This window comes from Gemmatimonadota bacterium, from assembly GCA_039715185.1.
GTDB lineage: Bacteria > Gemmatimonadota > Gemmatimonadetes > Longimicrobiales > RSA9 > DATHRK01.
On record JBDLIA010000024.1, the window covers coordinates 12,095 to 24,159 of the forward strand.

Annotated in this window: 9 protein-coding genes; 7 read left to right on the plus strand and 2 right to left on the minus strand. The window is 70.6% G+C overall.

Annotation, left to right across the window (positions count from 1 at the left end; all coding sequences use genetic code 11):
* Window positions 1–159: 159 nt before the first annotated feature.
* The 5 genes from ABFS34_06425 to ABFS34_06445 all read left to right on the plus strand — a co-directional run bounded on the left by ABFS34_06425 (window position 160) and on the right by ABFS34_06445 (window position 7,492).
* Window positions 160–2,853 (plus strand): DUF5916 domain-containing protein, encoded by a 2,694-nt coding sequence (locus ABFS34_06425; protein MEN8375071.1) that lies wholly within the window; start codon window positions 160–162, stop codon window positions 2,851–2,853.
* 114 nt (window positions 2,854–2,967) lie between these two features.
* A complete protein-coding gene (locus tag ABFS34_06430; GenBank protein ID MEN8375072.1) occupies window positions 2,968–3,750 on the plus strand; it encodes an SURF1 family protein in 783 nt (260 codons plus the stop codon).
* A complete protein-coding gene (locus tag ABFS34_06435; protein MEN8375073.1) occupies window positions 3,747–4,910 on the plus strand; it encodes a M20/M25/M40 family metallo-hydrolase in 1,164 nt (387 codons plus the stop codon). The genes ABFS34_06430 and ABFS34_06435 overlap by 4 nt, the downstream gene beginning before the upstream one ends.
* Before the next feature lies 1 nt (window position 4,911).
* Window positions 4,912–7,062 carry a PA0069 family radical SAM protein gene (locus ABFS34_06440; protein MEN8375074.1) on the plus strand — a complete coding sequence of 717 codons (2,151 nt, stop codon included), beginning with the start codon at window positions 4,912–4,914 and terminating at the stop codon, window positions 7,060–7,062.
* 16 nt (window positions 7,063–7,078) lie between these two features.
* The gene (locus ABFS34_06445; GenBank protein ID MEN8375075.1) at window positions 7,079–7,492 is read left to right on the plus strand and encodes a DUF3052 domain-containing protein; all 414 of its coding nucleotides are present in this window, start codon (window positions 7,079–7,081) and stop codon (window positions 7,490–7,492) included.
* A 28-nt stretch (window positions 7,493–7,520) separates the two neighbouring features.
* Here ABFS34_06445 and ABFS34_06450 read toward each other — a convergent pair whose 3' ends face one another.
* A complete protein-coding gene (locus ABFS34_06450; GenBank protein ID MEN8375076.1) occupies window positions 7,521–8,357 on the minus strand; it encodes a hypothetical protein in 837 nt (278 codons plus the stop codon).
* 232 nt (window positions 8,358–8,589) lie between these two features.
* On the opposite strand from ABFS34_06450, the gene hemE reads away from it, so the two are divergent.
* Window positions 8,590–9,669 carry a uroporphyrinogen decarboxylase gene (gene hemE / locus ABFS34_06455; GenBank protein MEN8375077.1) on the plus strand — a complete coding sequence of 360 codons (1,080 nt, stop codon included), beginning with the start codon at window positions 8,590–8,592 and terminating at the stop codon, window positions 9,667–9,669.
* Window positions 9,666–10,760, plus strand: coding sequence for a ferrochelatase (gene hemH / locus ABFS34_06460; protein MEN8375078.1), 1,095 nt, complete (start codon window positions 9,666–9,668; stop codon window positions 10,758–10,760). The genes hemE and hemH overlap by 4 nt, the downstream gene beginning before the upstream one ends.
* On the opposite strand, the gene ABFS34_06465 is transcribed toward hemH, so the two are convergent.
* A complete protein-coding gene (locus ABFS34_06465; protein MEN8375079.1) occupies window positions 10,757–12,064 on the minus strand; it encodes an FAD-dependent oxidoreductase in 1,308 nt (435 codons plus the stop codon). The genes hemH and ABFS34_06465 overlap by 4 nt on opposite strands.
* Between the last annotated feature and the right edge of the window lies 1 nt (window position 12,065).

A 12,065-nucleotide genomic window follows, 5' to 3' on the forward strand; every position in this document is an offset into this window, starting at 1 on the left:
AAGCAGAGTAGCTTCCAGCCCGGCCCCGACGGTCCGTCCAGGATCTGAAACTCGGAAGTCGGCAAGGCCGTAGGACAAAAGCGGGGCGAAGAGTAGCGGGCCGAATGGCTCTTTTCTTTGCGCCAAGTGTGCAGGTTTTTTAGCACAGGAGCCGGATTCATGACCAAGCCGATGACACGCGCCGCGCGGTGGCTCTCGCTCGCCGCCCTGATCCCCGCCGGGCTGACCGCCCAGGCGCAGGTGGATCGTTCCCTGTCGGGCGGCGCCTCCGCGGCCGCCGCGAAGACGCTCAGCGTCGAGACCGTCGCGGGCGGCATCACGGTGGATGGTCGCCTGGACGAGGCCGCGTGGTCGAGCGCCTCGGTGGCGACCGGCTTCGTGCAGAATCAGCCGCGCCCCGGATCGCCCGCGTCTCAGCGCACCGAAGCGCGCGTCCTGTTCGATGGCGAGGCCCTGTACGTGGGTATGCGCCTCTACGACGACGATGCGGCCGCGATCGCGTCGCAACTGACCAGGCGGGACGCGACCTCGGGCTACTCCGACTGGGCCGGGGTCATAATCGACAGCTACCACGACCGTCGCACGGGCTTCGCGTTCTACGTCAATCCGCGGGGGGTGCGGCGCGACCTGTACCTGTTCAACGACAACGACGACGACGAGGGCTGGGATCCCGTCTGGGCCGCCGCGGCCGCCGTGGATTCGGACGGCTGGACCGCGGAGATGCGGATCCCGCTCTCTCAACTTCGCTTCAGCGCCACCACGGGCACCGAAGAGACGACCTGGGGCGTGAACTTCTACCGGGAGCTCGCGCGCGAGGACGAGGAGGCCTACTGGTCGGCCGTGCTCCCGGACGTGGACGGATTCGTCTCGCGCTCGGGCACCCTGGTGGGCCTGAGGCAGCTCGATCCGCCGCGCCGCCTGGAGATCGAGCCGTACACCTCGGCCAGCCTGACGCGGGCGCCGGGCGACGCGGCGAACCCCTTCTTCGAGAGCAGCGACTTCGGCGGCAACGTGGGCGCCGACCTGAACTGGGGCGTCACGCCGGACCTGACGCTGTCGGCCACAATCAACCCCGACTTCGGCCAGGTGGAGGTCGATCCGGCGGTCGTGAACCTGAGCGCCTTCGAGACGTTCTTCCCGGAGAAGAGGCCGTTCTTCCTGGAGGGCGTCGACATCTTCAACAGCTTCGGCCGCACGCGCACGTTCAACAACTTCGGCGGCCAGACGGTCTTCTTCTCGCGACGCATCGGCCGCCAGCCTCAGCGGGGCGTCCCCGGGGCGGCGTTCGACGACGCACCGGACCAGACCACCATCGCCGCCGCCGCCAAGCTGAGCGGCAAGACCAGCGGCGGCTGGTCGATCGGCGTGCTCGACGCGGTCACGCTGGAGGAAACGGCGTCGTTCGTGGACGGCGACGGGGTCCGCGGTGAAACGCCCGTGGAGCCCGCCACCAACTACTTCCTCAGCCGCGTACGCAAGGACATGCGCGAGGGCAACACCGTGGTGGGAGGCATCTTCACGGCCACCAACCGGGACATGGGCGGGGACCTGTTCGACGGCATCCTGCACACCGATTCCTACTTCGGCGGCGCGGACTTCGAGCATGCCTGGGGCGACCGCGCGTACACGGTCAGCGGCTACCTGGGCGCCAGCCTGGTGCGTGGCTCGGAGGAGGTGCTGCTGCGCACGCAGACCTCCAGCGCCCGCTACTTTCAGCGGCCCGATGCCGACCACATAGAGGTGGATTCAACGCGCACCTCTCTCGGCGGCTGGGTCGGCGAGATATCGGCCGCCAAGACGAGCGGTGACTTCCAGGCGTCGGCCACCTATCGCGAGGCGAGCCCGGGTCTGGAACTGAACGACCTGGGCTTCATGAGCCAGACCGACCAGCGCTCGTTCTCCACGCTCGTCTTCTATCAGGAGACCGATCCCGGCGCCTGGTTCCGGGAGTGGGACGTGGGGGCGTTCCACAGCTTCGCCTGGACCACCGACAACGAGAAGCGCTTCAACGGCGCCGGCGCGTTCATCGAGGGCACGCTACACAACTTCTGGGAAATCGAGCTGGACGGGGGCTACAACGGCGCGAGCTTCAGCCAGTTCCTCACGCGCGGCGGCCCGCTGATGGAAGTAGTCCCGGCGTGGAGGGTCGAGCTGGAGCTCGAGACCGACCGCCGCAAGACGATTTCTTTCGACGCGGGATTCTTCTACCGGGAGGACGAGGCGGGAGAGTTCGACAAGGTGGCCTTCGGCGGCGTGCTCGCCCGGCCCGGGCCGAACGTGCAGATCCGCTTCGACCCGTTCCTCTCCTTCGAGCGCGACGTCGACCAGTTCGTGACCCGACAGGTGGATCCGCTGGCGACCTCTACGTTCGGTACCCGCTACGTCTTCGCAGACGTGAACGATACGTCCCTGGGCCTGGACACGCGGGTGGATTGGACCTTCGCTCCCGATCTCACCTTGCAGCTCTTCGTGCAGCCGCTGATCAGCCGTAACGAGTTCACCAACTACAAGGAGTTCCGCGAGCCGGAGACGTTCGACTTCGACGTGTACGGCCAGGACCGCGGCACCTTTGAGCGCGACGGCCAGACGCTCACCGTCGATCCCGACGGCGACGGCCCCGCGGAGTCCTTCCAGTTCTCCGAGCGGACCTTCAACTTCCGCTCGGTCCGGGCCAACGCCGTGCTGCGCTGGGAGTACCGGCCGGGCTCCGAGCTGTTCGTGGTGTGGCAGCACCTGCGCAGCGACGTCGGGCCACAAGGCGACTTCGACTTCCGCCGCGACTTCGACTCCCTGTTCGCCGCCGAGGGAACCAACGTGCTCGTGATCAAGGCGACCTACTGGATGGGGTTGTAGAAGCCGGCTGAGGGCGGTCCGCGGGTACCTCGCCGAGGGGGTGCCCGCGCCCCCTCGGCGGATATTGTCCAGGATTGCGCGACCTCCGACTTTCGGCGATTATTCGGGTCGCCGATGCCTACCTCGCCCACCACCAATTTGACCCGCTCGGGACTGCTCGGCACCGTCGTGGTGCTGTTGGTCGCCGCGGGTTGCGTGCGCCTGGGGCTCTGGCAGTTGGACCGGCTCCAGCAGCGCCGCCAGGCCAACGAGCTCATCGAGCAGCGCGTGGCCATGGAGCCGATCGAGCTGTCCGGCGCTCCGACCGACACGGCCGGCCTCGATTTCCGCGCCGCGCGACTGCTCGGCGTCTGGGATCACGATCGCTCCATGGCTTACGCCGCCCGCAGCAGAGGCGGGGTGCCGGGGGTGCACGTGCTCACCCCGCTTCGGACCGAAGACGGCCGCGCGGTGCTGGTGAACCGCGGATTCGTACCCGCGCCGGATGCGGCCACCGTCGCGCTGGAGCCGCTGCGCGCCACGGGCGCGGCGAGCGTTGTCGGCCGCCTGCGGGCGCTCCCAACGGAGGGCGGGCAGGGTTCGCTGAAATCTCACGCGGACTCGCTGCGCGCCATGCCCACCTGGTTCGCGCTCTCGCTCGGCGGGATCGAGGAGCAAGTCCCCTACGCCATCGCCCCCGTGTACCTCGTCGCCGAAGAACGCACCGGCCCGGACCCCTACCCCGCGCCCGCCCGAGTACCGGAGCCCGACGAAGGACCGCACCTGGGCTACGCGCTGCAGTGGTTCAGCTTCGCGGTGATCGCCGTGGTCGGCTGGGTGGCGCTGCTCGCCAAGGGCGGAGCGGCGCGTGGCAGAGGCCGCGTGCGGAGCGCGGACCCGCCGGAGCACGAAGCATGAGCGGGCCGGCAGAGATCAGGCGCTGGCTCGAAGCGCGCCGGGAAGAGCTGGTGGCGCTGGTCGTGCGACTGGCCGAGCTGGAATCGCCTTCCACCGATCCGGGCTCGCAGCGGGCGGTCATGGACGCCATCGCGGACGCCCTGGCGCTCGCCCGAATGCGCTCCCGGCGACGCGCGGGCAAGTCGTCCGGCGGGGTCCTGCTGGCGACCCGCCTGGAGCGTACCCACTGCGCCCCCTACCAGCTCCTCCTGGGCCACTGCGACACCGTGTGGGCCCACGGCACGCTGGTGGACATGCCGGTCACGGTGGAGGGCGACGTGGTGCGCGGCCCCGGCACCTTCGACATGAAGGCCGGCATAGCGATCGGCGTCTACGCGCTGCGGGCTCTGGCGGAGCTGGGCGTCCCGGTCGAGGTGGAGCCCGCGCTCATGATCACGAGCGACGAGGAGGTGGGCAGCAACGAATCGGAGCGCTGGATCCGGCGGCTGGCGCGCGCGGCCGACCGCGTGCTGGTGTTGGAGCCCGCGTCGGGCCCTCGGGGCCTGATCAAGACGGCACGCAAAGGGGTCGCCGACTTCCGGCTCGTGGTGGAGGGGAGGGCGTCTCACGCGGGACTCGATCCCGAGGCGGGGGCGAGCGCGATCCACGAGATGGCGAACCTCATCCCCTGCATCAGGGCGCTGGCCGACGGGCGCGAAGGCGTCACGCTCAACGTCGGGCTGATAGAGGGCGGGGAGAGAACCAACGTAGTCGCCCCCCGCTGCAGCGCAGCGCTGGACGTGCGCTTCGCGCGGCTGGCCGACGGCCGCGCGGTGGAGGAGGAACTGCGCGCCCTCGAGACCGGGATTCCGGGGACGACCCTGCACGTCACCGGCGGGTTGGACCGGGCGCCGCTGGAGCGGACCCCCGCCAACATCGGCCTGTGGGAGCTCCTGCGGCGGCGCGCCGCCGACGTGGGCGTGCCGCTGGAGCAGGCGGACATCGTGGGCGGCGGCTCGGACGGCAACCTGACGAGCCCGCTGGCGCCCACCATCGACGGGCTCGGGCCGGTGGGCGATGGCGCTCACGCGCGGCACGAGCACGTCCTGGCGAGCTCGCTTCCGGAGCGCGCCGCGGTGCTCGCCTGGCTGCTCGCGGCGCCTCCCGTCCGCGAGGCGTAAGGTGGCGGCAGGCGCCGGCTCGGGCGGCGGGCACCAGCGAGGCCGCGACCTGCCCGTCATCAAGGGCCGCGGCACCAACGTCAGCCCGGCCGGGCGTTTCGAGCGCTACGCCTTCGAGGTAGACCCGGAATCGATCGACCCGGACGGCCCCGGCCCGGCCACCGAGCTGATCGACGACCCGTCCCGAAGCATAGTCTCGACCAACAACAGCCCCGACGTAGGTTTCGACGCCAGCGTGAACCCCTACAGGGGGTGCGAGCATGGGTGCGTCTACTGCGTGGACGGGGACACGCCGGTCCTGATGGCAGACGGCGCGACCAAGCCCATGGCGGCGATCGAGCCCGGGGACGCGATCATCGGGACGAACAGGGACGGCTGGTACCGGCGGTATGTGGAGGCCTCCGTGACGGATCACTGGAGGACGACCAAGGCGGCCCACCGCGTTACCCTGGCCGATGGCACGGAGCTGATCGCCGGAGCCGACCACCGGTTTCTCACCCTGAGGGGTTGGAAATTCGTTACGGGCAGGTCACAGGGTGCGGGAAGACGTCCGCATCTGACAGCGAACGACAAGCTCCTCGGCACAGGTCGATTCTCCAACCGACCGGGCGGCGGCGAGGACTATAGACTCGGCTACCTGGCGGGCCTGATTCGCGGTGACGGCCGCCTCGCGAGCTACCACTACGAACGCGAGGGCCGCGCGCACGGCGACCAGCACCAGTTCAGGCTGGCGCTCGCCGACGATGAGGCCCTGGATAGGGCTGCATCGTTTCTGCGAGAGTTCGGAGTCGCGACCATTCATTTCGGCCTCTCCGCGGCGACCGAGGCCAGGCGCCGGATCGACGCCATACGGACCAGCTCCCGCGACCTCGTCGATCGCATTCGACGCCTTATCGAGTGGCCTGCGGAACCGACTCCAGCTTGGTCAACGGGATTCCTGGCGGGCATCTTCGATGCCGAAGGAAGCTACTCGGGTGGGATACTTCGCTTTTCGAACACCGACCCGCGGATAATCGACGCGACCCGGCGGGGCCTTTCCCGGCTCGGACTTCCGTACGTCGTGGAGGACGTTCGGCGGGAGCAGGGCCGGCAGGCCCGCGGCCCGCTGCGCGTGGTCCGCGTGCGCGGCGGACTGAAGAGCGCCCTGGCCTTCTTCCACGCCACCGGACCGGCGATCCGCCGCAAGCAGGTGATCGCCGGGAAGGCGCTGAAGAGCTCGGCGCCCCTCGGGGTCGTATCGATCGAACCGCTCGGCCGCCGCGAGCTGTTCGACGTGACCACCACCACCGGCGATTTCATCGCCGACGGAGTGGTGAGCCACAACTGCTACGCTCGCCCGACGCATGAGTATCTGGGCTATTCGGCGGGCCTCGACTTCGAAACGAAGATCCTGGTCAAGCGGGACGCGCCGGCGTTGCTGAGGAAGACGCTGTCGTCTCCGCGCTGGCGGCCGCGGCTGGTCGCGATGAGCGGCGTCACCGATCCTTACCAGCCGGCCGAGCGAAAGCTGCGCATCACGCGCGGGTGCCTCGAGGTGCTGAGGGATTTTCGCAATCCCGTCGGGGTCATCACCAAGAACCACCTGGTCACCAGGGACGCGGACGTGCTCGCCGGGCTCGCGGTGCATGGAGCCGCGGGCGTCTACCTGTCGGTGACGACGCTGGACCGCTCCCTGCAGCGCGCCATGGAGCCGCGCACGTCCAGCCCCGAGAGGCGCCTGGAGGCGATCCGTCGGCTGGCCGCCGCCGGCGTCCCCGTCGGCGTCATGGTGGCCCCCGTGATTCCGGGGCTGACCGACCACGAGGTGCCGGCGATAGTGGATGCGGCGGCCGACGCGGGAGCGCGCTCGGCCGGCTGGATAATGCTGCGCCTGCCGCACGGAGTGAAGGAGCTGTTCGAGGATTGGCTCGAGGCCCACCTCCCGGACAGGAAGGCTCGCGTGCTGAACCGCATTCGCGAGGTGCGCGACGGAGTCCTGAACGACCCGAAATTCGGCCGCCGGCAGCGTGGCACGGGACAGTACGCCCAACAGATCGGCGCGCTCTTCGACGCCGCGGTGCGCAAGGCGGGCCTCCCGGGAATGCCCGACCTGTCTGCGGCCGCGTTCCGCGTGCCGGATCCGGCGGGCCAACTGGGTCTGTTCGGGGCCTGAGGAGGGAGCAAGCGACATGGCGGGCTACTCGGGCACACCGCTGCCGCGCAAGCTGGGCATCAAGCCAGGGCACAGGGTCGCGCTGCTGGGCGCGCCCGAAGGCTTCTCCGCGGCGCTCGGCAACCTGCCCGAGAGGGTGCGGACCACGCGGCGCGCGGCCGCCGGACCCTACGACGTGATGGTGCTGTTCGCCGATCGCCGGTCCCGGCTGGCGCGGCGGATCGGTGCCGCGAAGGCGAAGCTCGCGCCCAACGGCGGGCTGTGGATCTGCTGGCCGAAGAAGTCGTCGGGCGTGCCCACCGACCTCGCGGACGGGGTCGTCCGGGAGGCCGGCCTCGCCTCTGGCCTGGTGGATAACAAGGTGTGCGCGGTGGACGACATCTGGTCGGGCCTCCGGTTCGTCTATCGTCTGGCCGATCGCCCCGGCTAGAGCCGTGCTTCCACCGACAGGCCGCCGGTCAGGGCGCCGAAACCGCCCAGAAGTCCATGGTGGCGGTGTCCGTGTTGCCTTCCGCCGGCCGCCGCGCGCGTTCCGCGTCGAAGCCACGGTTGGTGTCCAGGTCGAACACGGCGTGAATGGCCGTGGCTCGGGTCTCGTTCGCGAACAGCCTGTAGGTCTCGTAGTAGGTGGGGATCACCAGATCGTCCACGCGCGCGTACTCGGTGAAGACGTGGGCGTTCGGTCCCAGCGGCTGGCCGGGCACCTGCATCATGGCGGGGTGCGTGATGTTGAACTCTATCGCCCGCAGCAGGTGCGACTCGGGGTCGATGTAGAGCCGGTAGAAATCGCCCGGCATCACCGCCGACCGGGCGCCCTTGGTCATCCGCACCGTTACGTAGTCCGTGTCGTCGTTGGGCAGCCGGTGCGACTCGGGGGCCTCGATCACGAACGGCTCCACCTGCGTCTGGAACGGCATCGTGATGAAGCTGTAGGTCAGCCGCGTGAAGAACCCGGGCGGCAGCGGGAGCGGCCACCCCACGCTCCACACCTCCTGGCCGTCCCAACCCACGCGCGAGCCGAGCACGGGCCAGTCCAGGTACGCGCGCCCGGTGCGGACGTCGGTGGTCTCCCTCGACAGAAACGCCGAGTTGGCGTTGCCCACGAGCTTCGTGAAGAACATGAAATCGACCGTCTCCACGCGGTCCCACGCGGCCATGCCGCCGTGCGCCTCCACCATGCGCTCGACGACGGCGCGCGCTTCGTCGCTCTGGTAGGTGGGTGCGGACTGCGCCGCGAGCGGCAGGGCGACGACGGCCGCGGCGGCCAGCGCCAGCCTCGAGCTATTCGAGATCATGGGTCCTCTGTGTCGTTCGGTGACGGAAGTAGCCGGCGCGCCGGAGATGGAGCGCTCGCGCACTAAGACGCGAAGTGTCGGGGGAGGTTGGCCGTGCTGGGGCCGGATCCTGGCCCGCCTGGGATGAAACCGCCGCTGAGCGGGACGAACGAACGCGGGTCGCGCCAGTCACTCGCCGAAAGCGGGCCGCATCCTTGACGAGGTCTTCCGGCGCCGCGATGCTGCGCGTCTCATGAACGATCGCATTGTTCGCGCGCTGCGCCGCGAACCCGTCGACGCCACCCCGGTGTGGTTCATGCGGCAGGCGGGCCGGTCGTTGCCGCGCTACCGAGAGCTGCGCGGGGACGTCGGCATGTTCGAGATCCTGCGCGATCCCGAAGCCGCCGCCGAGATCACCCGGCTGCCGCTCGAGTACTTCCCGGTGGACGCGCTGGTGCTCTACAACGACATCTCCACGCCGTTCTTCGGGGCGGGCCTGGACGTTGAGATCCACCCCGGGCTGGGGCCGGTCGTGGATCGGCCGATCGAGGGCCCGGACGACGTGGGCCGCCTGCGCGCGCACGACCCGCGCGCGACGATGGACTACATCATGGACCAGATCCGGCTGCTCGTGAGCCGGGAGAGCGTCCCGGTGCTCGGCTTCGTGTCGGCGCCGTTCACGCTGTGCACCTACCTCATCAAGGGCGCCAAGGCGCGCAACGTGGACGAGACCAAGGCGTTCATGTGGCGCTGGCCGGACGCCTGGGCCCGCTTGGCCGGCTTCTGGGCGGACCACCTGGGCGATTTCGCGGTCGCCCAGGCTGAGGCTGGGGCCGGCGCCGTGCAGGTCTTCGATTCGTGGGCGGGAGCCCTATCGCCCGGAGACTACGAGCGCTTCGCGCAGCCCTACACGCGGCGCATCCTGGAACGGCTCGCGGCCGCGGGCGTGCCCTCCATCAATTTCACCACGGGAAACCCGGCGCTGCTGCCGCTCGTGGCGGCTGCGGGCGGCGACGGGCTGGGGGTAGACTGGCGCGTGCCGCTGGATGAGGCCTGGAGCACGGTGGGCCACGACCGCGCCATCCAGGGCAACCTGGACCCCGCGACGCTGGCCGCGGGGCGCGACGCGGCGCTCGCCGCCGCCGCGGACGTGCTGCGCCGCGCGGGCGGGCGGCCGGGACACATCTTCAACGTGGGTCACGGGCTTACCCCGGACGCGGACCCGGAGGTAGTGCGCGCGGTGGTAGACTTCGTGCACGAGAGCACCGCCGCGTCCCAGGTTCCGGCCGGGCGGGTCGCGTCGGGGCCAGCGGCCATCGGAGGAGAGTCATGAAGGTCGCCGTAATGGTGCTGAACTTCGGGGAGCCCGAGTCGCCCACGATGGAGGCCGTGGTGCCGTTCCTCGAGCGCATTTTCCGCATGAACGGCTCCCTCGACGCCGGCGACACCACGCCCGAGCAGATCGAGGCTCGCGCCAGGCGGCTCGCGGAGGCCCGGGCGCCCGGCCTCATCGAGGAGTACGAGGCGATAGGCGGATCTCCCCTGCACGCGCAGGCGCGGGAGCAGTCCGTTCTGCTGGGTGAGGAGCTCCGCCGCAGGGGGCACGACGCCGCCACCTACCTCGGCTACCAGTTCACCGACCCGAGCATAGCGGATGCCGTATCGGCCGCGCGCGCCGCCGGCGTCGACGTCGTCGTCGGCCTGCCCGTCTACCCCCTGTGCGGTCCGTCCACCAGCGTCGCGGCGCTCGACGAGCTGGACGGCGCGGTGAACGCGGCCGGCTGGGACGTGCGGCTCGCTCACATCTCGGGCTGGCACCGCCACCCGGCGTACGCGGACCTGCGGGCGCGCGCGGTCCGTGGAGTGCTGGAGCGCGACGGCCTGAGCCTGGCCGACCCCGGCACGCGCCTCGTTTTCTCCGCCCACGGCACGCCCATGAAGTACCTGCGCGAGGGCAGTCGTTACGACGTATACGTGCACGACCACTGCCGACAGCTCGCGAGCTCGCTCCACGTATCAGAATATGAACTCGGATTTCAGAATCACTCGAATCGTCCCGTGGAATGGACCCAACCGGACATCGACAGGGTGATCGAAGAGGTGGACGCGAGCGCGGTCGTGGTCGTGCCCGTGAGCTTCATGCACGAGCAGTCGGAGACCCTCGCCGAGCTCGACCACGAGCTGCGTGAGGTGGCCGAGGGCCGTGGCCTGTCGTTTCACCGGGTGCCCGTTCCGCACGCCGACCCGGCGTTCATTGGCCTGCTGGCGGATCTGGTCGAGGGCGCCCTGCACGGCGGCGCCGCCGCGGGCGAGGAAGTGGCGGGGCTACCTCTTCAGCAGTGCCGGTGTAGGCCGGATTCGAACACCTGCTGCATGAACGCGTCCCTGGAGCGCGCCGAGAGCCTGCCGCTTCCGGAGCTCTAGGAAGCGCCGCTTCCCGGCTTCAACGTCTCGGCGAGGCTCGCGGCGACGGCGCGCGCCTGGGCCAGGCGCCCGGGCACGCCAGGACGCGACTCCCAGTTCGCGCACGCGTGCACCCCCTCGGGCCACCGCAGTCCATCCAGCGCGTTCCAGGAGTGGTCCCAGGCGGGCATGCGCGTGCGCGCCACCGAGATCGGTTCCGCGGCGAGGCCCGTCACGCGCTCGAATTCCTCGCTGGCCAACGCCCCCAGCCGGTCGTCGGGCAGCCCCACCACGTCCGGCGCAGCCGCGCCGCCCAGGTACGCCGTGTACACCCCGGCGCGATCGGCGCCCGGGAACAGGGCGTCGTTCCAGGTGACGCCGCGGGTCGCAAGCGGCTCCCTGAAGGAGACCTGGTAGCCGAGCCCCCGCGGGCCGGAGCCGGCCGCGTCGGCGTCGGCCCCGTGCGCGGCGAGCAGATGGACGACGGCCAGGGGATTGTACCGGAGTCTGCCCAGGCGGGAGGCGACCTCGGGGTCGAGCCTGGCGACGAGGCCGCCCGCGACGTCCGCGGGCAACGTGAGGACGACCGCCCGGCAGCGGACCGGCCCGCCCGCGGTCCCGACGACCAGCTCGGCGCCTTCGCGCGTGATCGTCCCAGCGGCTTCGCGCAGCGCGAGCCGGCTCCCGGCGCTGCGGGCGAGGGCGTCGGTGAGGGTCTGCATGCCGTCGCGGAACGAGCAGGCCGCGGGCACCTCGCCGCTCCGACGAAGCAGCCACAGCACCACGCTGCGGCCGACGCCGAACTCGCTCAGCGTCCGGGCGAGCGCGAAGCGGGCGGGCATGTCGGTGGGCCGCGACGCGTACAGCCCGCCGTAGAGCGGGCCGAGCATGTCGTCGTACGCCTCGCGCCCGAACTTGCGGATCAGGAAGGCGCCCGCCGTCTCGTCGGGGCGCAGGCCGCCGGTGAGCGGCTCGAGCGCCATGCGCATCCGCGTGCGCCAGCCCAGCAGGTCTGAGCGCAGCACCTCCCGCGCCGTGGTGGGGACCCGCCGGAGGCGTCCTCTGGCGTAAACGAACACGGACAGGTCGTCGGGCGCGGGGATCAACTGATTCTCGATGCCGAGCTCGGCCACCAGCTCGCGCAGCGGCTGGGTCAGCCGGGTGCGCTGCGGCCCCCATTCCAGGACACGGTCTCGAACGCGTCCGCTGCGCACGATCCCGCCGGCCCGGTCGCCGGCCTCGAGGACGACGTGGTCCAGGCCGCGGAGGTCCAGCTCTCGTGACAGGGCGAGCCCACTGAGGCCGCCGCCGACGACGGCGATCACG